We start from the raw sequence: 21,354 nt of genomic DNA, 5'->3' as shown, positions 1-21,354 counted from the left end.
TTGGCGGTGACCGCCGAGATCCGGGTCAGAAGAGTGCTGGTCACCGGGGCCGCCGGGCGGATCGGGCGGGCGGTGCTCGCGCTGCTCGCGGCGCGCGGCATCGAGGCGAACGCGCTGGTCCTGGATGATCCGGGCGACCTCGGCGGTCTCGGCGACCTTGGCCGTCCCGGCGGTCTCGGCGGTCTCGGTGCGCGGCTGGTGGTGACCGGTGACGCGGCCGACCCCGCGACCGTACGCGCGGCCCTGGACGGCGCCGACGCGGTGATCCACCTGGCGGCGATCCCGACCCCCGAACGCAACACCCCACAGGAGGTCTTCGCCGGCAACACGGTCGCGACCTTCACCGTGTTGGAGGAGGCCGGGCGCGCCGGGGTGCGGCAGGTCGCGCTGGCCAGTTCATGGGGCACCACCGGGCTGCCGTGGACCACCGACCCGGACCCGCACCCGCCGTACGTCCCGGTGGACGCGGACATGCCCGGCCAGGTCGAGGACCCGTACGGGCTGTCCAAGCAGGTCGACGAACTCACCGCCGCGATGATGGCGCGGCGGCACGCGATGAGCGTGGTCTGCCTGCGCTATCCGTACGTCGGCGGCTTCGAGGAGCGGCTGCTCGCGCACGCGGCCCGGCTCGCCGAGCAACCGGACCTCGGCGCAAGGGACTTGTGGACCTATCTGGAGGTCGACGACGCGGCCCGCGCCGCGCTGCTGGCACTCGGCGTACCAGGCCCCGGCGCACACACCGTCCACGTCTGCGCGCCCGAGGTCATCGTCCCGTTCCCCACGGAGGAGTTGCTGCGCCGCTTCCACCCCACCACCCGGCTGCTGCGGCCCCTGCCCGGCCGCACCGCACCGGTCGACACGGCGCCCGCGCGACGGCTGTTCGGATTCACGGCGGAACGGCTGATCGAGTTCTGAGCGGGTCCCGAACGGGTCCTGCACGGGTTCCACGCGGGTTCCACGCGGGGGCGGTCGCCGTCCGCCCCCGGGGCCCCGCGGCCCCGCCACCTCGGCCGGAACGCACCGGGTGGCGGCAGGGCGAGGCCCGCGCCGCCGGGTGCGTCGGCGGGGGTGGGACGGCCGGTCCGGGGTGCCCGTCAAGGTCGCGTCAGTGCGGTGGTCGTGGGCGTCAAGCATGCGTCAGTGGACGGGGCGGCCCGCCATCCGCGGGAATAGCGTCGTCCCCGGGCATTCCGGTTCGTCGTCGCCGTAGTGCCGTCCGCGTGCTGTTGTCAGGAGGGACACCGTGGCTGCGACCGATCATGTCGGGGACCCCGACCAGTCCGGCCCCTTCCCGGCCGGGCTGCCGTTCTTTCGTACCCGGCCACGGCCGCTGGGTCGCTGGACGCGACCCGAGCTCCATCGCAAGCCCGGCGGTTGGCCGACGGCACTGTGGCCGCCGTTCGGCGAGTTCGGGAGTGACGATCCTGAGACGTGGCTGCTCCAGCGCCCTGACCCGGCAAAGGAGACAGGCCGCCCGGACACGGGCTGGTAGGGCTCGCGGGATGCCGTCGCCCGGCTCCAGGGCTTCGGTCCGGCGGCGGGCGGACCGCGGGGGCGGACCGTGGGGGTGGGCGGCGGAGGGCCGCCGCCACGCGTCGCGAACGGGTCGGAGGCAGGCTTCCGGTCATGGGAGGAAGGGCGTCGGAATGTCGCAGGGCGGGCGGGTCCTGGTCGGACTCAGCGGTTCGCTGCACAGCCTGTGCGCGCTGCACCGGGCGGTGGAGGAGGCCCGGCGCAGAGAAGGCGAACTCGTCGCGGTGACGGCGTGGGCACCGCCCGGCGGCGAACTCGCCTACCGCCGGACACCCTGGCCGCCACTGCTGGCAGCCGGGGAGAAGGCGGCAGCCAGATGCCTGGAGCGGGCCTTCACGGACGCGTTCGGCGGGTATCCCGAGGACCTCGACCTGAGCCTGGTCACGGCACGGGGCGAGCCGGGGACCGCTCTGACGGAACTGGCCGATCGGCCGGACGACCTTTTGGTGATCAGCACGGGCCGGCGAGGGAGGACGCGCCTCTTCCACGGCGGGGTGCGCCGCTACTGCCTGGCGCACGCGCGATGCGACATCCTCGCCGTCCCGCCGCCCGACCTGATGCGCGAGGTGGGCCACGCCGCCCGCGTCCTCGACGAGTTGCCGCTGCCGGCGGCCGGCACGGCCCGGGGCGACGCTCGGCTCGTACGCCACCCGCGCCGCTGGGTCGCCGCGGCGGCGCGCTGCGGCGGGTGGCGCGGCGCGCGCCGTCCCGAGCCGCCGGAACCCGGCCCGGGCCCGCACCGGTTGAGCGGGCGCCGGGACTGCGTATGCACGGCGTCAATACCGGCGGTCGGAGCGTCAGCGCCGCGTCAACGGGACTGCCGGGCAGGCGACTTCGGGGTGAGGCTGAACGTCCTGACGGGGGGCGGACGGGGCCTTCGACCGAGTGAGTCTGGAGGCGCCGATGTCCGGGGCCACGGTGACCGGTGCGGCGGCGCCCGACGGAGCGGGCGATCCACCGACGTCGCCCGCGCGGCACGGGGAGGGCTCAGGCGGTTCGTCGGGGCGCCCCCTTTTCCGGCGACGGCCCCCTTCGGTATCCCCGCCCCCTACGGAATCCCTGCCGCGCCCGCCGAGATGGCGGAGCCGCCCCGGTGCGTCCACCCCCGTACGGTTGCGGCTGCTGCGGGCGGCGGTGATCGTCCTTTCGGTCGCGGTCGCCGTGCTGCTGCTCGTGGTCCGGCTCGCGGCATCCGGCGCGTGGGACCGTATCGACCACCGGGCCGCCCCGCGCGTGACCGGCGCGGACAACCTGTACTTCGCGCTCAACGACATGGACGCACAGGCGGCGAACCTGCTGCTGTCCAGTGGCGGACGCGGCGGCCTGGCCCCGATGCCGGCCCAACACGCCGCGGCCCAGCGGATGTACACCGCCTCCCGGCACACCATCAGCGCCAGCCTCCAGACCCTGGCCGCGTCCGCGCAGGGCGACCGGCAGGCGACGGCCACCGTCGTCGGCTTCGACGACGACTTCGCCCGCTACCAGGAACTCGTCGGCCGCGCGCTGGAGAACGACCTCCACCCGGCGGAGAAGAGCGCCGCCCTCGGCGACTACCGCACCGCCACCGACCTGCTGCGCCAGTCGCTGCTGCCCGCCGCGCAGCGCCTCGGCCAGAACAACGACGGCGCGTTCGAGGACACCTACCGCGGCGCCAGGTCCGCCGCCGACCTCCAACGGGTCCTCCTCCTGGTGCTGGGCGGTTGCCTGCTCGCCACGCTTCTGCTCACCCAGTTCCACCTGACCCGCCGGTTCCGCCGCCTGCTCAGCCCCGCGCTCGCGGCCGCCACCACGTGCGCGGTCGTGGCGTGCGCTCTCGGCTGGTCGGTACTGGCCGCGCAGTCGCACGACCTGAAGGTGGCCCGCCGGGACGCCTTCGACTCGGTGGTCGCGCTGTCCCAGGCCCGGGCGATGTCGTACGACGCGAACGCCGACGAGTCCCGCTACCTGCTCGACCCGGGCCGGCGCGGCACGTACGAGCAGTCCTTCGAGGACACCTCCCAGCAACTGCTCACCCTGCCGCAGGCGACCCTCGGCACGTACGACGCCCGGCTGGCCGCCGCCTTGACCGCCTACCGCGCGCACCACGCCGACCTGCGCTTCACCGGCTACTACGGCGACGAGTTCCGCAACATCACCTTCCCCGGGGAACGTGCCGCGGCGGAGGCGACCGTCGACGCCTACGCCGTCTACGAACAGGACGACCGCAAGGTCCGCACGCTGGTGCGCCAGGGACAGTTCCAGCAGGCCGTCGCGTTCTGCGTCGGCTGGGACAAGGACGCCTCGAACTACGACTTCGGGCAGTACGACACGGCTCTGCGGAAGCTGATCGGCATCAACGCGGACGCTTACACCGGCGCGGTGGCCGCCGGACGGGGCGAGTTGACCGGCCGCCTCGCGGGCGCGGGGGCCGCGGTGCTGGCGGCCGCCGGGCTGACGGTGCTCGCGATCCGTCCCCGACTGGCCGAGTTCCGCTGACACCTCCCCGCGCCGCGCCGCCTCGCAGCGGTCGGCCGCGCACCGGAACGAGAGCTCGGGGCTCGACGTCGCGTCCGACATCGCGTCCGGCACCGCGTTTCCGGCTCGGTTCCCGACGACATGGCGAGCTGAGGCCTGGAACTGGCACTCCAGCCGGTTCCCACTGACCGACCCGCGGGATTCGTCGGGGTCCTGAAGTCCTGGGCGTCGGAGGCCACCCCGCGTGAACAAGTCGGCCACGGACACCAACGACGCTGGTCCAGCGGGCACTTCGGAAGCCCGCGCGTCGCTCACCGGCGCGGCCGCGACATACGAGCGACGGCTGGCCTCCCGCGCGGGTTCCGGTCCTTCGCCCGCCCCGGTTCGCTGGTGCTCACTCGGGGGTGAGAGTCGGTCGCGCTTGCGGGGCCACCGAGCCGACGGCCGTCGCGGCCAGCAGCGTCGCGACGGCGAGGGAGCCCCAGAGAGTGGCGGCGCTGTGGGCGGCGAGGGAGGTCATGACGGCCGGGGAGATCGCAAGGCCGAGGCCGCTGGAGAGCTGGAGCCGGGCCAGCGCCCGGCCCAGCGCGTGCGGAGGTGCGGTGGCTGCGACGAGCGCGGTGGCGCTGCCCGCGTAGAGGACCTCGCCGAGGGTGCACAGGACGGACACCGCGGTGATCACGGGTGCGGCCAGCCCGTGGCGCAGCGGAGTCGCCAGGAGAAAGCCGAGGTAGGACAGGGTGAGGACCATCCCGGCCGTCATCAGGGTGATATGGCGGGGGAAGCGGGACATCCTGACGGTCACACCGACTTGCAGGGCGACCACCAGCACCGTGTTGATGACGAAGATTCCCGCCGACCAGACCGGGGAGGCGCGCACCTGGGTCGCCAGGACCAGGGGAAGGGCGACTTCGGGGACGTTGAGGCAGAAGGCGAGGACGACGTTGGCCAGGAGAACCGTGCTCATGGACGGAGCGGGCGCGGCCGGCGCAGAGGAGGCCGGGCGGGTGGGCGGAGCGGCGGAGACATGGACCGACCACGCCAGCGCCGCCGCCGTCGCGTAACCGACCGCGGTGGCCGCGGCCAGCGCTTTGAGGGCCGGAGTGCCACCGGCCAGGCAGGCGGTGGCGACCAGCGCGCCGACGCCCATCCCCGCGTTGCGCACTGACCGCGCGGCGGCCAGGGCGGCGTCGCGGGTACGGCCGCTGGAGACGGTGGTCACGAGTGCGGCGTGCGCCGCGGGCCACGCCTGGTTGCCGATGCCGAGGAAGAGCGCGGCGGCCGCGAACATCCCCGGGCTTCCGCTGGGGGCGGCCAGCAACAGCACCACGCCGAGGACGCGTACCAGCATGGCCGCGGCCACGGCGTCGCTGCGCGCGCCCCGGTCCAGCCAGCGGCCGAGTGCGGGCGTGCAGGCCAGACCGGTGACGATGCCCGCCGTCATGGCGATGCCGGTGGTCGTGGCGGACAGCCCCAGCACCTTGATCCCGTAGAGCAGCAGGAACGGCCGCAGCAGGCCGGTGCCGAGCGCGTCGACGGCCAGGGCGACGGTGTAGCGGGGACCCCCGGATGCCTGAACGAGTCCGCGGGGCATGGTGATCGTCATGCCGTCACCGTGCGCGGCCGCGCCCCGGCCGGTCACGCCGGTTGACGGTTCGCGTCAACCGGGACCGCGCCGACCTCGTCGACCGGCGATGATGGGCGGGTGACTCTGCGCATCGACATCGCCGGAGTACCGCCGGAACGGCTGTGCTTCGCCGCCTCGCCGCTCGCCGAGCTGACGGCGATGCTGCATGTGCTCGCCGCTCCGGAGCATCACCCGCATCTGGCGGCGTGGTCCGCGGGTGTCCGAGCCGCGCTGCGTCCGGAGCTGGCGGAGCGGCTGCGGGAGGCCGAGTTCCTGTGGCGGTCGTCGCGCGCGGATTTCCTGCTGCCGGCCCGGCCGCGGGCGACCCTCGTCGAGGAACTCGACGACGTCGACCACCTCGATGACGACGCCTACGTGACCTCCGCGCTGATCACGACCTGCGGCAGCAGCCGCCTGTTCTTCGCCGGGCCGTCCCCGCTCGCCGACGCCGGGGCCCGTGCGCGTGCCCTGGACCGGGCGCAGGCACGGGGCACACTCCAGGAGGCGTTCGCCGAACGTCTCCTGGCGGACCCGACCGGCGTCCGGGCCCGGGTGCGCGAGACGCTCGAGCAATGCGGCGAGGCGTTCTTCGATGCCGCCTGGCCCGGCGTCGCCACCCAACTGGCGGCGGACATACGCCTCAAGGCCGATCTCAGGGCCCGGCAGGGACTCGGCTCCGCCCTGGCCTCGGTATCGGCGGCCGTCACCCTGGACCGCGACGGCGAGCGCATCCTCGTGGACAAGTTGCAGGACAACGCGAGCAGCGCGCGCGGATCGGGCGTCACGTTCATCCCCAGCGTGTTCGGGCATCCGCACCTCGTCGCGGTGCACACCGCCGGCCGCCGACCCACCCTGCAGTATCCGGTCGCGGAACGCGGCACGTCCGGGGCGGTGCCGCTGGAGACGGTCCGGCTGCGGCTGGAGGCACTGGCCCACCCGGTCCGGCTGCGGCTGGTACGCACCCTCGCCCGCGGCCCCCACACCACCGGCGAACTGGCGGACGCCTGGGGCCTGACCCCGCCCGAGGTCTCCCGCCACCTGGCCCTGCTGCGCCGGGCCGGCCTGCTCACCTCCCGACGCCGCGGCCGCTACGTCCACTACGCACTCGATCTCACCGCCGCGACAACGCTGGGCGCGGACCTCGTGGCGGCGGTGCTGCGCTGACCCCGCGTACCGAGCGAGGCGGGTCAGCCGGGGAGGGTCGTGGCCACCTCGTGGAGGAAGCGCACCGGGCGCAGCAGGTCGTCGTAGGACAGCGGCGGTGTGCCCGTGCGGGCCATGCGCAGGAACGTCTGGAGGCCGGGGAGCAGGTAGTGGTCGTCGAGGGGCAGGGTGCGCTGGGCGATGGCCTCGCGTGAGACGACCATGGCGTGGAAGGGGATCTGCGCGGTCTCGGTGGGGCGCACCAGGTTGACCACGACGCGGGTGGCGCCCGCGACGGCCGTCGCCGTGATGGCCGTCGCGGAGCGTTCGACGCGGATGTCGCCGAGCGCGCCGGGAGCCAGCCGCAGCGCCACGTCCACCGCGTGGACGCCGTAGAAGAAGACCCCGCCGTACGGGCTGTCCGGGTCGGCCGGGCCGGATGCGACGACGACCTGCGCCGCGCCCTGGGCCGCCGCCTCGGCGGCGAGGGCGTCGGTGTCGGGCAGCCAGCGCAGCGCCGAGTACGAGGTGAGCGGGGCGTCGTGCGCGCGGGCGGCCGCGATGATCGCCTCCGCGTCCGCCACGTCGCAGGCAAGCGGCTTGTCCACGAAGACCGGCAGGCCCTGCTGGAGGAACGGCACGGCGTGGGCGCGGTGCAGGCCGCCGTCCCGGTCGGTGACCATCACCGCGTCGACCAGGCCCAGCAGGTCGGTGGGCTCGTCGACGATCCGCTCCACCGCGCCCTTGGCCCGCAGGAGTTCGTTGCGCCGCGAGGCGCCGCCGCTCAGCGCCACCACGCGGGCGCCGTCGCCCAGGGCCTTGACGTTGAGGTGGTCGACGATGTGGTCGACGTGGCTGCTCTCCGTGCCGATGATGCCGATGCGCATGGCTCCATCATCCGGGAAGCGGCTCGGGGCGTTCCGCGGGCACCGACCGAGGCACCGTTCCGCGCGCTGCTGCGCGCGTCGTTCCGGGTGTCGTTCCGGGTGTCGTTCCGCGCGCTGTTCCGCGTGTTGTTCCGCGCACCGCCGTGCGATCGGCTCCTCGGCCGCGCCGCCGGGCGGACGGTCATCGCCCCAACGCGGCCGCCTTGCCCAGCAGTACGGACCGCTCGCGGGCGTTGCGGCACAGCCGGGCGGCGAGTTCCAGCTCGGCCCGGGCCTCGGCGGTCCGGCCGAGCCGGGTGAGCAGTTCACCCCGCACGCTCGGGAGCAGGTGCGACCCCGACAGGGCGCCGGAGGAGGCCAGTTCGTCCACCACGCGCAGCGCCCGCCGCGGTCCGCTCGCCATCGCGACGGCCACGGCCCGGTTGAGCTCGACCACGGGTGAGGGGGCCACCCGGCCGAGCGCCTCGTAGAGGAGCACGACGCGCTCCCAGTCGGTCTCCCGCACCGAGGGCGCCGTGTCGTGGCAGACCGCGATGGCCGCCTGGAGGCCGTACGGTCCGAGGCCCCGCCCGGCGCTCGTGGCCCGGCCGAGCGCGGCCAGACCGCGGCGGACCGCCGACCGGTCCCACAGGCGCCGGTCCTGGTCCTCCAGGAGCACCGCCTGCCCGTCGGGCCCGGTACGCGCCGGAAAGCGCGCGGCGGTGAGCTCGAACAGCGCGAGCAGGCCGTACACCTCCGGCTCGGCGGGGAGCAGCGCGGCCAGCGTCCGGGCCAACCGGACGGCCTCGTACGCCAGGTCGGGGCGCAGCAGGCGGTCGCCGGCCGTCGCCGTCGAGCCCTCCGTGAAGATCACGTACAGGACGCTGAGGACGGCGCCGAGCCGCTCGCGCCGCTCCTCGGGCGGCGGCAGCGCGAACGGTACGCGCGCCGCGGCGATCGTCTTCTTCGCCCGGGTGATCCGGGCCTGGACGGTCGGGGTGGGCACGAGGAACGCGCGGGCGATCTCCTCGCTGGACAGGCCGCCCACCACCCGCAGGGTGAGCGCCACCCGGGCCTCGGGCGAGAGCACCGGGTGGCAGGCGGTGAACATCAGCGCGAGGACGTCGTCGTCGATCCGGTCGGGGTCCCACGGCAGGTCGTCCGGCCGGCCGGGCGCGGCCCGCCCGCCCGAACTGAACTGGCCCTCGCCCAGTTGGCCCGCGAGCAGGGCGTACCGCTCGTCCAGCGCCGACCTGCGGCGGAACGCGTCGATGGCCCGCCGCCGCGCGGTCGCCAGCAACCAGCCCACCGGCTCGGCCGGCGCGCCGTCGCGCGACCAGGTGACGAGGGCCTCCGCCAGCGCCTCCTGCGCGACGTCCTCGGCGAGCGCGAAGTCCCCGGTGAAACGGGACAGCGCACCGACGATCCGCGCGGACTCGATCCGCCAGACGGCCGAGGCGGCCCGCCGCGCCGCCTCGGCGCGCCGCGTGCCGTCGAGACCAGGTGTGCCGGCGACGCCAGGTGTGCCGCCGACACCAGGTGTCCCGCCGACACCCGGTGTGCCGGCGACACCCGGTGTGCCGCCGACTCCCGACGCGCCACCGACGCCTGGCGTCCCGCTGGCCCCCGGAGTGCCACCGACGACTGGCGTCCCGCCGGCCCCCGGAGTGCCACCGACGCCCGCGGGCATCAGATCTGCCCGGTCCGCTCCCGCCACGCCCGCTCCCTGATGATCCACTCGTTGTCCTGCGGAAACTCGTCGATGCCCGGCACCCGGCGGACCTCGCACTTCGAGCCGGCCACCGCCGGGAGGCGCTTGGCCCACTCGACGGCTTCCTCCTTGGAAGCGACGTCGATCAGGTAGAAGCCGCCGAACAGCTCCTTCGTCTCGCCGTACGGACCGTCGGTGACCACCGGGGCCGGTCCGCCGAAGTCGACCACCACACCCTGCGACGGGTCGTCCAGCCCCTCGGCGGCCACGAGTACGCCCGCCCGGATCAGCTCCTCGTTGAAGCTCCCCACGGTCGAGAGCATCTCCTCGAAGGGTGTGGACATCATCGTCGCGACGGACTCGTCGGTACCGCGCATGATCAGCATGTACTTCGCCATCGTCGGTCTCCTTGCTCGGGGGTCGCCGATCGGCCCTCTCTCTCCCAGGTCGAACGGCGACGTCGCGGATCGACACGGCAGCGCATCGAGAAGGCAGCGGATCGAGAGGGCAGCCGAACACGAACGGTCCGCTTCGGGCAAGCGCCTTCGTCCCGCAGCGGGGCGAGCACGTCCGCGACCGCGCCCCCGGAGCCCCGTGAGGCCGCCGCGGGCCGGCCTTCCGGCGCACCTCAACAGACGGCGCCGAAGCGGACGTTGCCTGCACGACACACGTACAGGAGGTCCTCCGTAACAGCCGGCTGCCAGAGTCCGCTGCGGCCAGCGAAGGAAAGGGGACATGACAGTGACCCAGTTCAACCGACGTGCGTTCTTGCGTGCGGTGGGTGCCACCGGCGGAGCGGGTGCCATGCTCGCCACCATGGGAGCGCTCGGCCTGACCCAGACGGCCGAGGCGGCCGGGCAGGAGGCCGCGAACTACCGTGCGCCGCGCAAGGGCGACTTCACGCTCTCCGGGCGGGCCGCCGCGAAGGTCGTCGTGCTCGGCGGCGGCATCGCCGGGCTCGCCACCGCGTACGAACTCGGCAAGGCCGGATACGACTGCACGATCCTCGAAGCCCAAAACCGCCCCGGCGGCCGCAACTTCACCATCCGCGGCGGCACCACCACCACCGACCTGTACGGCAACAAGCAGACCGCCCGATTCTCCGACGGCCAGTACATGAATGCCGGCCCGGCCCGCCTCGCGCAGTGGATGGTCACCCTCGACTACTGCCGCGAACTGGGCGTGCCCATCGAGGTGTTCACGAACGTCAACGCGGACGCCTTCCTCTACAACGAGTCCGCCGGCATGACCGCCCCGATGCGCTACCGCGTGGCGAAGGCGGACGTGTTCGGCTACACCACCGAACTCCTGGCCAAACTCACCGACCAGGGCGCGCTCGACCAGCAGTTGACCGGGTCGGACAAAGAGCGCCTGATGGACTTCCTCAAGGACTACGGCGACCTCGGCGACACCCTGGACTACAGCGGCAGCACCCGGCGCGGATACAGCGTGTGGCCCGGTGCCGCGGGCCAACCCGGCGTGGTGGCCGGCGACGTGCCGTCGGCGTCGGACGTCTTCGCCACCGGCGTCGGCCGCTACTTCTCCTTCGAGTTCGAGTTCGACCAGGCCATGCTGATGTTCCAGCCGGTCGGCGGCATGGACCGAATACCGTACGCGCTCGCTCGTGCCGTCGGCGGGCACCGCATCCAGTACGGCAGCGCCGTCACGCGGATCACCGACACCGAGCACGGCGTCACCGTCGCCTACGAGCGCGACGGCCGTGCCCGCAGCCTCACCGCGGACTTCTGCGTGTCCGCGATGCCGCCCAACATCCTGGCCAAGGTCCCGCACAACCTCGGCTCCGGCGTGCAGTCCGCGCTGGAGGCGATCAAGCCGTCGTCCGCGGCCAAGATCGGCCTGGAGTACAAGTCCCGCTGGTGGGAGACCGATTACCGCATCTACGGCGGCATCACCGAGACCGACCTCGACGTCACCCACATCTGGCACCCCTCCTACGGCTTCCACGGCGAGCGGGGCCTGATGATCGGCTACTACAACACCGGTTCGAACGCGGACTCCTACGCTCCGCTCACCCCGGCCCAGCGTGAAGCCCGTGCGGTGGCGGCCGGCGTGAAGATCTACGGCGCCAAGTACCGTTCCGAGCTGGCCAGTTCGTTCTCGCATCACTGGCGCCAGTTCCCCTACCAGGAAGCCGCCTGGCACAGCACCCCCGGCGGCCCGGACGACCCCCGGTACAAGCCGCTCACCCAGCCCACCGGCCGGGTCTACTTCGCCGGCGACTGGCTGAGCTACATGGACGCGTGGCAGCACGGCGCGTTCACCTCGGCCCGCAACGCGGTCACCGCGCTGCACCAGCGCGTCCTCGCCTGATCGCCGGAGCCGCGCCGCCTTCCCGGAGAAGGCCACGCGCGGCGCCGGGCGGATACCCCGCTGGGTATCCGCCCGGTCCCCGCCGCTACTTCGGGTCGCGGTCGAACAGCGCCGACGACCAGCGGTAGCCGAGTGCGGTCAGGCCGACGCACCAGATCAGCGCGATCCACCAGTTGTCGCCGATCCCGGTGCCCAGCAGGAGCCCGCGCAGGGTCTCGATGGCCGGGGTGAACGGCTGGTACTCGGCGATCGGCCGGAACCAGCCGGGCATCGTGTCGGCCGGGATGAAGGCGCTGGAGATGAGCGGGAGGAGGACCAGCGGCGTGGCGCTGTTGCCGGCCGCCTCGGCGTTCGGGCTGGCCATGCCCATCCCGACCGCGATCCAGGTGAGCGCCAGGGCGAAGAGCGCGAGCAGGCCGAACGCCGCCAGCCACTCAAGGGCCGTGGCGTCCTTGGACCGGAAGCCGATCGCCACGGCGACGGCACCGACGAGGACCGCGCTGGCCAGCGACTGGAGCACGCTCCCGACGACATGTCCGATGATCACGGAGCCGCGGTGGATCGCCATCGTACGGAAGCGGGCGACGACTCCCTCGGACATGTCCATGGCGATGGAGACCGCCGCTCCGACCACGGTGCTGCCGACGGTCATCATCAGGATGCCCGGCACGATGTAGGCGATGTACGCGGAGCGGTCGGCGCCGCCACCGATCCCCGCGCTCATCACGTCGCCGAAGACGTAGACGAACAGCAGCAGGAGCATCAGCGGCGTGAGCAGCAGGTTCAGGGTCAGGGACGGGTAGCGCCGCACGTGCAGCAGGTTGCGGCGCAGCATCGTGTTCGAGTCGCGCACGGCGAGGGAGAGCGAGCTCATCGGGCTTCCTCCTGGGGGTGGTCGGACCCGCCCGTCGCGGCGCCGCCGGTCAGGGCGAAGAACACGTCGTCGAGGTCGGGGGTGTGCACGGACAGTTCGTCCGCCTCGACGCCGGCCGAGTCCAGCCGGTCGAGGAGGGCGCGCAGCGCGCGCTGGCCGCCGTCGTGCGGGATCTGCAGTGACAGCGCCGCGTCGTCCCTGGCGGCGTCGCGCAGGGCGACAGCGGCGGACTGGTAGGCGGAGGGGTCGGTGAACCGCAGCCGTACGTGCCCGCCCGGGACGAGCCGCTTCAACTCGTCGGGGCTGCCCTCGGCGGCGATCGTGCCGTCGCTCAACACCGCGATGCGGTCGGCGAGTTCGTCGGCCTCGTCCAGGTACTGGGTGGTGAGGAAGACGGTCACGCCGCCGGCGACCAGCTCGCGGATGATCCCCCACATGGTGTGGCGGCTGCGCGGGTCGAGGCCGGTGGTCGGCTCGTCGAGGAAGATGATCCGCGGGGCGCCGACCAGGGTCATGGCGATGTCCAGACGGCGCTTCATGCCGCCGGAGTAGGTGGAGGCGGGCTTCTTCGCGGCCTCCACCAGGTCGAAGCGCTCCAGCAGTTCGGCGGTGGTGCGGCGGCCCTCGCGGCGGGGGAGGTGGTGCAGGTCCGCCATGAGGAGCATGTTCTCCTCGCCGGTGACCAGGTTGTCGACGGCGGAGAACTGGCCGGTGACGCCGATCGCGCCGCGCACCCCGTGCGGCGCCGCGTTCACGTCGTGGCCCGCGACCTGGGCCTGGCCGGCGTCGGCGGTGATGAGGGTGGAGAGGATGTTGACGACGGTGGTCTTGCCGGCGCCGTTCGGCCCGAGCAGGGCGAAGACGGAGCCGGCCGGGATGCGCAGGTCGATGCCGTCGAGGACGAGCTTGTCCCCGTAGGACTTGCGCAGGCCGAGTGCGGAGATGGCGGTGGGTGGATGGGGGTCGGCATGCCTGGGCGTGGGCATGACAGAGGAAGCCATGGGGCTCTCCCGTTCGAGTCGAGGCGAGGCAAGGCGTGGCGGGGCGGGGGTGTGAGCGTGAAGTCTGAAGGGTGCGGGGGCGTGAGGGGCTAACCGCGGTGCGGAGCGGGCGGGTTGGCGGGGCCGGTGCTCAGGGTCGGCGGGCAGCGGCGGCGGTGCTCAGGGGTGGCGGAGCCGGCACGCTGGGTCGCGGGGCGGGCGCTCAGAGCCGGCTGCGGCGCACGTCGATGTTGCCCCACCGGGTCCGGGCGCGGACTTCGACGGTGTCCTCCGTCTCCTGCGGGACTCCGGCCTCGGCGAGTGCGTTGCGCACCTGCCCGTGCTCGGAGCTGACGTCGAGCCAGGCGGCGGTGCCCTCGCGGACGCCGACCTCGATGGCCCCGTAGGACGTGTCCAACTGGACTTTTCCGCGCGCGACTTCGGCGATACCCAAAGCCCCGTGGGCGGTGGTGGCGGTGACCGATCCCTCGGCGCGCGCGATGTCGATGTTGCCGTGCGCACCGCTCACCCGCAGGTCGCCGATCGCGGCGCCTACGGTCGTGGCGCCGTGCGAGTTCTTCAGGACGGCCGGGCCGTCGATGGTGCCGACGCGCAGGCTGCCGAAGCTGGCGGTGATCTCGGCCGTGCCCTCGATCCGGTCGATGGTGACCGCGCCGTAGGAGGCGGTCAACTGGACGGGCCCGGTCGTGTCGAAGCGGACGTCACCGCCCGAGGTCTTCACCCGGACCTCGCCGAACCGGCCCTCGCCGAGCACACGGGTCCAGGAGCCGGTCACCTCCACGCCCGAGCCGGTGGGCAGGTCGACCATCACGTCGACGGAGCCGGTGGGCCCGACGAGATAGCGCTGCTTCGTCCTGACGGTCAGGACGCCGCTCGCGTACGTGACTTCGGTCTGCTCGGCGGCCCGCACGTCCCGGTCCCGCTTCGGGTCGCGCGGCCGTACCTCGACGACCGTGTCGGTGCGGTCGGCCGCGGTGAACTGGATGGAGCCGGCGCCCACGTGGGCGATGACCGAGATCGGTTCGGGGGTGTCGAAAGAAGGCATGGCTGTACCGTCCTCGCGAGTCGTTTCGGCGTCCGCGCTGGTGGGACGCGGTAAGGGTGTGTGCGGGTGAGTGCGCGTGCGGGTGGTGCGCGTTGGCGTGGGCGCGGTCAGCGCACCCAGCCGGTGAAGCTCTGTCCGATGGTGCGGGTCTTCTCCGTCCTGCGCGGCTGCGTGCCACCGCCGACCGCGGCCGACACGGCCCGGACCAGCCACGCGTTGACCGACAGGCCCTCGCGGCTCGCGGCCTCCTCGGCACGCGCCTTGAGGTGCGCCGGCAGGCGCAGGTTCACGCGGGCGGTGCCGCCCTCGTCCCCGTCGTCGGGCGCCTGCCCCTTGAGCGGTTCCACGGGCGCGGCCGGCTCCGCGGGACCGCTGTCGGAGGGCGGCAGCGTCACCACGAAGTCCGGGTCGAGCCCGCGCAGCCGTACGTCGACGGAGCCCGGGGCGAGCTCGCGGGTGACCTCGTCCATCGCGGCGGAGAGCACGTTGAGCATGGCCAGCCGGGTCGCCGACTCCAGCGGAGCGGTGAGCCGCTCGGCCAACTCGCGGGCGTCCTCGCCGCCGGCCTCGGCGGCCACGGCAAGTTCGCGACGAAGGGCGTCGACATACGGGTTCAGATCCATGACGCCATCATGGCACCACATTGGCGCCACGCGCAACCCCTTCACCCCACCACGACACCACCCCTCCCGAACCACCCCTCCCACCTGCAAAAACGAGCAGCACCATCCTGAGCCAGCGCGACACCACCCCACTCCCCGCCGCCATGACGGCACACGAATGGCACCAGCTGGCACCACCTCGCACCCCGTGACACCACACCACTCCCCCACCACCACCCGCCCGCGCTCGCGCGTCCACCGCCGGGTGGTGTGGGCGAGGCTGAGGCGCCGCCGCAAGAGGGCGGCGCCGGGAGGGCTCAGGTGGTGCGGTCGCGGGGGCGGATCAGGATCGCGACGGTGATCGTGAGCGCCGCGCAGAGGGCGCTGACGCCCAGTTGGGTGAGGCGCCAGGACCAGGTGAGCGCGGACAGTTCCGCCGTGGCGTGGAGACGGTCGGCGCTGAGGTGGCCGGAGCTGACGGCGGCGGCGTGGGGGCGGTCGCTGAGCCGGTGGGTGAGCAGCCCGAGGAGGGAGGCGCTGAAGCCGGCGATGACCAGCGCTTCGGCCGCCCCCCGGAGCGTGTTGAGGAATCCCGCGGCCATGCCGACCGACTCCGGGGGGACCAGGCTCATGGCCTGCCCGTCGGTGATGCCGAAGGACGCGCCCATCCCGGTACCGATCATCAGCAGCGGTACGGCGATCACGGCGACCGTGTGCTGGCCCCGCAGCGCGGTGAGCCAGAGGTTCCCCGCGACGACGAGGACCAGGGCGCCGAGGATGAGCAGCCGGGGCGAGCGGCCCTTGCCGATCAGGGCGGCGGCGACCAGGGGCATGAAGAGGACCGGCGCGGTCAGGAGCAGCATCGTGACACCGGCGAGCGCCGGAGACATGCCGGTGGCGGTCTGGAGGTAGGTCGGCAGGAAGACCAGCACGCCGAGAAACCCGACGGACGTGGTCAGCGTGGCCAGGCTCCACCCCAGGAACCCGCGGTTCGCCACGAGCGAGGGCGCCAGTACGGGCATCGCGCTGCGCCGCTGCACGAGCGCGAACAGGATCAGGACCAGCAGGGCCGCGGCCAGTGCGGACACGATGAGCGGGTTACCCCACCCGGCCGTGGGGCCTTGCAGGACCGCGGACATCACGAGGGTCAGCGCCGTGATGAACAGGACGCTTCCCACCGGGTCGCCGGCCCCTCCCGGGGCGCGGGACTCGCGAAGGCGCAGGGCGCCCAGGGCGACGGCGAGGCCGACGAGCGCGAACACGACGAAGCCGCCGCGCCATCCGGTGACGGCGATCAGCAGTCCGGCGAGCGTCGGGCCGACCGCGATGCCGACCCCGGCCATGGTGCCCATCAGCGCGAACGCGCGGTTACGGGCCGCGCCGTCGTAGGTGTGGGCGAGGATCGCGCCTCCCGCGGCCATGACGCCCGCGCCGCCGGCGCCGGAGACGACCCGGGCGAGGTCGGTGACGACGATCGAAGGGCTCGCGGCGGTCACGACGAACCCCACGGCGAAGACCAGGGCGGACATGACGAAGACCCGTCTGCGGCCGATACGGTCCGCGGTCGACCCGGCGACCAGGGTGGTCGCCGCGAAGGCCAGGTTGTAGCCGCCGACCACCCAGTTCAGGGCCGACCCCGACGCGTCCAGGTCGGCGCCGATGTCCGGCAGTGCCACCGCCGTACCGGAGATCGACATCGCCACCAGCACGACGCCGACCAGGACCACCGGGAGGGTCCGGTTCGCTGGTTCCACCGCAGGGCCGGACCCCCTGGCACCGGTGCCCTGGGCCGCGGTTTCCGTATTCATGGGACTCGCCTTCGCCGAGGGGATGAGCGTGTTTCCGGCGCCAGCCCACCGCCTCGACCGCGGTTGAGGTCAACCCCCCTCGACTGCGGTCAACCCCTCGATCCCGCCGGACCGCCGGTCCCCCGGCGTCGTGACCCGCCCACGCCCGGGGCGCGCTCCCCCTACCGGGGCTTCCGGCGCGGTGGCTCCTGCAACCGGACCGGGCCCGGGCCCTTGTGCTGAAGTGCGTCGTCGGGGTTGAGCAGGACGCAGGCCCGCATCGACAGGCAGCCGCACCCGATGCAGCCGGTGAGTTCGTGTTCGAGTTGCTCCAGGACCCGCCGGCGCTCCTGCAACTGGCGCTTCCAGCGCCGCGACATCCGCTGCCAGTCCGCATCCGTCGGCGCACGGTCCTGCGGGAGGGCGGCGAAGACCGTCGCGAGGTCGGAGAGGGGGATGCCGAGGCGCCGGGCGACGATGATGAGCGAGACGCGCCGCAGCATATGGCGCGGGTAGAGACGCTGGTTGCCGCTGTTGCGGGTGGAGAAGATCAGGCCCTTGCGTTCGTAGAAGTGGAGCGCGGAAGCGGACACTCCGGTTCGTCTCGTCACCTCGCCGACCGCGAGGGGAACGTCCGGGTCGACGTGCCTGTCCTGCGTCATGGCCGGTCCGGGCCCGGCATCCGTGGCTCCCCCGCCGTGCAACGGCCCGAGCCCGACACCCGCCGCTCCCCCGCCATGCAACGGCCCGAGCCCGACACCCGGGGCTCCCCCACCCCGCGCCGGCCGGGCGAAGCGGCGGACGGTCCACGGGCGGCACGGGTCGCCGTACACGTGGCAGCGCCGGCCGATGCGTGCGCGATCGCGATCACGGCAGAGATGTCCTTTCCCGCGGTGGCTGCCTCGACGCTACGACCTCAACCGAGGTTGAGCTCAAGCCGCACCGGACGGCCGCGGATGGTGGGGGTAACCCCCGTTCGAGGACGCCGGGTTGCCGCAGTGCACAGACACCTGTGCACGGACGACTGTGGAGCCATGCCCCAGCAACCCGGCTCCGGTGAACTCCCCGCGGCACGAGGCGCCTTCGCGACGCCCGTCGAACTCGGCGACCTCGCCACGCTCAAAGCCCTCGCCCACCCTCGCAGGCAGGCCGTCTTCCAGCACCTGACCCTGCACGGCCCGGCCACGTCGGCGATGCTCGCCCGAGCCCTCGGGCTGAACACCGGCGCGACCAGCTACCACCTGCGCGAACTGGCCAGATACGGCTTCGTCGAGGAGACGGACGGCGGTCCGAGCGCGCACCGCGAGCGGTGGTGGCGGATGGTTCCCGGGGACCGCCGCTTCCCGCCGCGCAGCCGCCAGAGTCCCGAGATGCGGCAGGTCATGGATGAGCTCAACCACCATGCGTACGCCGGGGACCTGGAGCTCTTCGAACGGCTGCAACGGGACGCCGAGGACGGTCCCTGGGCGGACGCGTTCCTCTACTCGCGCGGCAGTGTCCGGCTCACGCTGCCCGAACTCAGGTCCTTCTTCGAGGAGTACATCGCCCTCCTCAACCGCTACAAGCGGCCCGAGTCCGAAACGCCGCCCGACGCACGGACGTTGCTGACCCGCTTCCTCGGATTCCCGGCGCCCGAGCCGACAGGCGAGCCGACTCCCGAGACGGTGAACGAGACGGTGAACGACTCGACGGCCGAACCGGTGAACGAGCCCGCTGACCACGGCAGTTCGGAAGCCGGCCCGAAAAACGAGACCGCACACGACAGCAGGAAGGCCGACCACTCATGATGCTGCGCTACGCCCTGAAGACCGTCCGCGCGCGCAAGGCGGGCTTCCTCGGTGCCTTCGTCGCCCTGATGTGCGCGGCCGCCCTGATGACCGCGTGCGGCACGCTCCTGGACACGGGGCTGCGCGGCAGCGTCAGAACCGAGCGCTACGCCGCGGCCCCGATCGTGGTCTCCGCCGACCAGAACGTCCACCAGACCACCGTGAAGCACAAGAAGGGCAAGACCAAGGTCAAACACAAGGCCAAACCTGTCGCCGAACGCGCCTGGCTCCCGGCCGGCATCGCGGGCACCCTGTCCGCGACTCCGGGCGTCACCCGCGTCATCCCCGAACTCACCTTCCTGGCAGAGCCGTTGACCGCGAACGGCACCGGCGGGAGGAGCGCCTACGGACACGCCTGGGAATCCGCCGCGCTGACGCCGTACCGGCTCACCGCGGGCACCGCTCCCACGGCCGACTCCGACGTCGTGGTCGACGGCTACCTCGCCGGGCGCGCGCACCTCGAACCCGGTGACCGCCTCACCGTCCAGTCGACGCGGGCTCCGCGCACCTACCGCGTCAGCGGTGTCGCCACCCCCGCCACGAGCGTGACCCACCAGACGTCCCTCTTCTTCTCCGCCGCCGAGGCGAGCCGGCTGGCCGCCCGCCCCGGGCAGGTCACCGCGTTCGGCGTGATCCCGGCGGCGGGCACCGATCCGGGCCGGCTGCGCGATGCCGTGGCTGCGGCGCTGCACGGCACCGGTGCCCAGGTCAGCACCGGAGGCGCCCGCGGTCCGGTGGAGTTCCTGGACGCCGCCGCGGCCCGCGTCAAGCTGGTCAGCATCGGCGGCGCGATGGGAGGCACCTCGCTGCTCGTGGCGGTGCTCGTGGTCGTGGGGACGTTCGCGCTCTCCGTCCAGCAACGCCTCCGCGAACTCGCCCTGCTCCGCGCCATCGCCGCCACCTCCGGGCAGATCCGCAAGCTCCTGGGACGGGAGGCCCTGATCGTCGGAGCGACCGCGGGGACGGCCGGCGCCCTGCTCGGGCTCCCCCTGGGCGACTGGCTGTACGCCCGGTTCACCGCTGCGGGCGCGGTGCCGACCACCCTCCAGCACACCTCCGGCTTCGTTCCCCCGCTCGCCGGCCTCGCCGTGACCCTGCTGGGCGCGTGGGCCGCCGCGCGCATCGCCTCGCGCCGCGTCGCCCGTATCCACCCGGCCGAGGCACTCACCGAAGCCCGGACCGAAACCACCCGGCTCTCCTACGGACGCCTCCTCGCCGGCCTCCTGCTGCTCGCCGGCGGCGGCGTCCTGGTCGCGCTGCTCAGCAGCCTGCACACCGAACCCGCCTCCACACCGGTGACGTTCCTCGCCGTCGTCGTCCTGTCCACCGCCGTCGCGCTGCTCGGGCCGCTCCTGGTCAAAGCGGCCGCCCTTCTGCTGGCCGGACCGCTGCGCTGGTCCGGTCCCGGTGGCAGGCTCGCCACCGCCAACCTCCGCGGCAACGCCACCCGTATGGCCTCCGTCGTCACCCCCCTCACCCTGCTCGTCGCGATGACCTGCACGGTGCTCTTCGTGCAGTCCACCCTCGGCGACGCGGCTCGCGCCCAGGCCCGTGCGGGTGTCCTGGCCGACTGGGTGGTCGCCTCCCAGGGGCCCGGCGTCCCGTCCGAGGCGGCACGTCAACTGCGCACCCGGCACGACGTCGTCACCGAAGTGGTCCGTACGACCGTCCGGATCGGCCTCGACAAGTACCCGGCCCAGGGCGTCACGCCGGCCGGGCTCGCCCGCACCTGGGACCCGCACGTCACCGCCGGCTCCCTCAGCGGGCTCACCGAGCACAGCGTCGCGGTCAGCGAACTGGCCGCGCGCCAGCACCACGTGAAGCCCGGAAGCACCCTGAGACTCACCCTCGGCGACGGCACCCCCGCCACGCTCACCGTCGCCGCCGTCTACGCCAGGGGGCTCGGCTTCGGAGACCTCACCTTCGCGCACGACCTGCTCGCCCGGCACGTCGACAACCCGCTCGCCGCCTCCCTCCTCGTCAGCACGGACCGCACCCGCTCACAACTCGCCGCGAATCTGCGCGACTTCCCGGGCCTTCGGGTGCTCTCCCCCGCCGCCGCGGACTCCCTCCAGGCGCGGCGGCAGCAGACCGACGCGGAGGTCAACCTCATCGCCATGGGGCTCGTCCTGGCCTTCACGGCGATCGCGGTGGTCAACACCCTCGCCATGTCCGTCTCCGAGCGGGTCCGGGAGTTCGCGCTGCTGCGGCTGGCCGGTGCGACCCGCCGCCAGGTGCTGGGCATGCTGCGGACCGAGGCGCTGTCGGTCCTCCTGCTCGGCACCCTCCTCGGCAGCGGCATCGCCCTGGCCGTCCTGACCTCGTTCAGCATCGGCATGACGGGCCGCACGGCACCCGCCGTCACCCCGCACCTGTACGTGACGGTGGTCGCCGCGGCCGGACTCCTCGCGCTCGTCGCGACCACGCTGCCCGGACGCGTGGCACTGAGGGTGCGGGCGGTGACGGTGGCGACGGCCCAGGAATGACGCGCGCGATCGGCCCGGCGCGGTCCGTCCCGGCAGATGGGCCCGCGAACGTACAGGGAGCGTCAAGG

At 73.3% G+C, this 21,354-nt stretch carries 16 protein-coding genes and 1 pseudogene; 7 read left to right on the top strand and 10 right to left on the bottom strand.

The features are described from left to right. The first annotated feature begins 6 nt into the window (after positions 1-6). The 3 genes and pseudogenes from ACIPAE_RS02925 (at position 7) to ACIPAE_RS02915 (ending at position 4,008) form a co-directional block, all read left to right on the top strand. On the top strand, positions 7-915 hold the full coding sequence (locus ACIPAE_RS02925) for an NAD-dependent epimerase/dehydratase family protein (protein ID WP_402442468.1): 909 nt from the start codon (positions 7-9) through the stop codon (positions 913-915). 344 nt (positions 916-1,259) lie between these two features. After that, positions 1,260-2,066 (top strand): annotated as a pseudogene (locus ACIPAE_RS02920) (universal stress protein); the annotation flags it as partial. A gap of 580 nt (positions 2,067-2,646) precedes the next feature. Beyond that, positions 2,647-4,008 (top strand): hypothetical protein, encoded by a 1,362-nt coding sequence (locus tag ACIPAE_RS02915; protein WP_402442467.1) that lies wholly within the window; start codon positions 2,647-2,649, stop codon positions 4,006-4,008. Positions 4,009-4,381: 373 nt separating this feature from the next. On the opposite strand, the gene ACIPAE_RS02910 is transcribed toward ACIPAE_RS02915, so the two are convergent. Then, positions 4,382-5,593, bottom strand: coding sequence for an MFS transporter (locus ACIPAE_RS02910; protein ID WP_402442465.1), 1,212 nt, complete (start codon positions 5,591-5,593; stop codon positions 4,382-4,384). Between the two features lie 99 nt (positions 5,594-5,692). On the opposite strand from ACIPAE_RS02910, the gene ACIPAE_RS02905 reads away from it, so the two are divergent. Next, positions 5,693-6,778 (top strand): DUF5937 family protein, encoded by a 1,086-nt coding sequence (locus ACIPAE_RS02905; protein ID WP_329366484.1) that lies wholly within the window; start codon positions 5,693-5,695, stop codon positions 6,776-6,778. Positions 6,779-6,801: 23 nt separating this feature from the next. Here the strand turns inward: ACIPAE_RS02905 and ACIPAE_RS02900 are convergent, their stop codons facing one another. From ACIPAE_RS02900 to ACIPAE_RS02890, 3 genes are all read right to left on the bottom strand, one after another. After that, positions 6,802-7,644, bottom strand: a complete 843-nt coding sequence (locus tag ACIPAE_RS02900; protein WP_402442463.1) for a Gfo/Idh/MocA family oxidoreductase — start codon at positions 7,642-7,644, stop codon at positions 6,802-6,804. 181 nt (positions 7,645-7,825) lie between these two features. Further along, positions 7,826-9,340 (bottom strand): RNA polymerase sigma factor, encoded by a 1,515-nt coding sequence (locus ACIPAE_RS02895; RefSeq protein ID WP_402442461.1) that lies wholly within the window; start codon positions 9,338-9,340, stop codon positions 7,826-7,828. Next, entirely contained in the window at positions 9,313-9,732 is a 420-nt protein-coding gene (locus tag ACIPAE_RS02890; protein WP_329366489.1) for a YciI family protein, read from the bottom strand. Before ACIPAE_RS02890 ends, ACIPAE_RS02895 begins: the two co-directional genes overlap by 28 nt. Positions 9,733-10,138: 406 nt before the next feature. Between ACIPAE_RS02890 and ACIPAE_RS02885 the strand changes: the two genes are divergently transcribed. Beyond that, positions 10,139-11,665 (top strand): flavin monoamine oxidase family protein, encoded by a 1,527-nt coding sequence (locus ACIPAE_RS02885; protein ID WP_402442657.1) that lies wholly within the window; start codon positions 10,139-10,141, stop codon positions 11,663-11,665. An 85-nt stretch (positions 11,666-11,750) separates the two neighbouring features. Here the strand turns inward: ACIPAE_RS02885 and ACIPAE_RS02880 are convergent, their stop codons facing one another. The 6 genes from ACIPAE_RS02880 to soxR all read right to left on the bottom strand — a co-directional run bounded on the left by ACIPAE_RS02880 (position 11,751) and on the right by soxR (position 17,636). Then, positions 11,751-12,539 (bottom strand): ABC transporter permease, encoded by a 789-nt coding sequence (locus ACIPAE_RS02880; protein ID WP_366409741.1) that lies wholly within the window; start codon positions 12,537-12,539, stop codon positions 11,751-11,753. Further along, positions 12,536-13,525 carry an ATP-binding cassette domain-containing protein gene (locus tag ACIPAE_RS02875; RefSeq protein ID WP_402442655.1) on the bottom strand — a complete coding sequence of 330 codons (990 nt, stop codon included), beginning with the start codon at positions 13,523-13,525 and terminating at the stop codon, positions 12,536-12,538. The genes ACIPAE_RS02880 and ACIPAE_RS02875 overlap by 4 nt, the downstream gene beginning before the upstream one ends. Before the next feature lie 217 nt (positions 13,526-13,742). Then, on the bottom strand, positions 13,743-14,585 hold the full coding sequence (locus ACIPAE_RS02870) for a DUF4097 family beta strand repeat-containing protein (RefSeq protein WP_329366495.1): 843 nt from the start codon (positions 14,583-14,585) through the stop codon (positions 13,743-13,745). Between the two features lie 107 nt (positions 14,586-14,692). Continuing rightward, on the bottom strand, positions 14,693-15,208 hold the full coding sequence (locus ACIPAE_RS02865; RefSeq protein WP_328467209.1) for a toxin-antitoxin system HicB family antitoxin: 516 nt from the start codon (positions 15,206-15,208) through the stop codon (positions 14,693-14,695). A 296-nt stretch (positions 15,209-15,504) separates the two neighbouring features. Next, positions 15,505-16,995 carry an MFS transporter gene (locus ACIPAE_RS02860; protein ID WP_402442457.1) on the bottom strand — a complete coding sequence of 497 codons (1,491 nt, stop codon included), beginning with the start codon at positions 16,993-16,995 and terminating at the stop codon, positions 15,505-15,507. A gap of 161 nt (positions 16,996-17,156) precedes the next feature. Beyond that, on the bottom strand, positions 17,157-17,636 hold the full coding sequence (soxR, locus tag ACIPAE_RS02855) for a redox-sensitive transcriptional activator SoxR (RefSeq protein WP_366409738.1): 480 nt from the start codon (positions 17,634-17,636) through the stop codon (positions 17,157-17,159). Positions 17,637-18,008: 372 nt separating this feature from the next. Here soxR and ACIPAE_RS02850 point away from each other — a divergent pair, with 372 nt between their 5' ends. Both ACIPAE_RS02850 and ACIPAE_RS02845 read left to right on the top strand, forming a co-directional pair. Continuing rightward, a complete protein-coding gene (locus ACIPAE_RS02850) occupies positions 18,009-18,761 on the top strand; it encodes an ArsR/SmtB family transcription factor (protein WP_402442455.1) in 753 nt (250 codons plus the stop codon). Continuing rightward, complete coding sequence (locus ACIPAE_RS02845; RefSeq protein ID WP_402442453.1) at positions 18,758-21,286, top strand: ABC transporter permease; 2,529 nt, start codon at positions 18,758-18,760, stop codon at positions 21,284-21,286. Before ACIPAE_RS02850 ends, ACIPAE_RS02845 begins: the two co-directional genes overlap by 4 nt. The last annotated feature ends 68 nt before the right edge of the window (positions 21,287-21,354 follow it).

The organism is Streptomyces sp. NPDC087270, from assembly GCF_044744625.1.
Classification (GTDB): Bacteria; Actinomycetota; Actinomycetes; order Streptomycetales; family Streptomycetaceae; genus Actinacidiphila.
Note: the sequence above shows the minus strand (reverse complement) of the source record. Positions and strands in the feature narration are given on the sequence as shown.

Coding starts and splice junctions, on each gene's coding strand:
- ACIPAE_RS02910 (WP_402442465.1), bottom strand. CDS start 5,593: ATGACGATCACCATGCCCCGCGGACTCGTTCAGGCATCCGGGGGTCCC.
- ACIPAE_RS02900 (WP_402442463.1), bottom strand. CDS start 7,644: ATGCGCATCGGCATCATCGGCACGGAGAGCAGCCACGTCGACCACATC.
- ACIPAE_RS02890 (WP_329366489.1), bottom strand. CDS start 9,732: ATGGCGAAGTACATGCTGATCATGCGCGGTACCGACGAGTCCGTCGCG.
- ACIPAE_RS02885 (WP_402442657.1), top strand. CDS start 10,139: ATGCTCGCCACCATGGGAGCGCTCGGCCTGACCCAGACGGCCGAGGCG.
- ACIPAE_RS02880 (WP_366409741.1), bottom strand. CDS start 12,539: ATGAGCTCGCTCTCCCTCGCCGTGCGCGACTCGAACACGATGCTGCGC.
- ACIPAE_RS02875 (WP_402442655.1), bottom strand. CDS start 13,525: ATGCCCACGCCCAGGCATGCCGACCCCCATCCACCCACCGCCATCTCC.
- ACIPAE_RS02870 (WP_329366495.1), bottom strand. CDS start 14,585: ATGCCTTCTTTCGACACCCCCGAACCGATCTCGGTCATCGCCCACGTG.
- ACIPAE_RS02865 (WP_328467209.1), bottom strand. CDS start 15,208: ATGGATCTGAACCCGTATGTCGACGCCCTTCGTCGCGAACTTGCCGTG.
- ACIPAE_RS02860 (WP_402442457.1), bottom strand. CDS start 16,995: ATGAATACGGAAACCGCGGCCCAGGGCACCGGTGCCAGGGGGTCCGGC.
- soxR (WP_366409738.1), bottom strand. CDS start 17,636: ATGACGCAGGACAGGCACGTCGACCCGGACGTTCCCCTCGCGGTCGGC.
- ACIPAE_RS02850 (WP_402442455.1), top strand. CDS start 18,009: ATGCCCCAGCAACCCGGCTCCGGTGAACTCCCCGCGGCACGAGGCGCC.
- ACIPAE_RS02845 (WP_402442453.1), top strand. CDS start 18,758: ATGATGCTGCGCTACGCCCTGAAGACCGTCCGCGCGCGCAAGGCGGGC.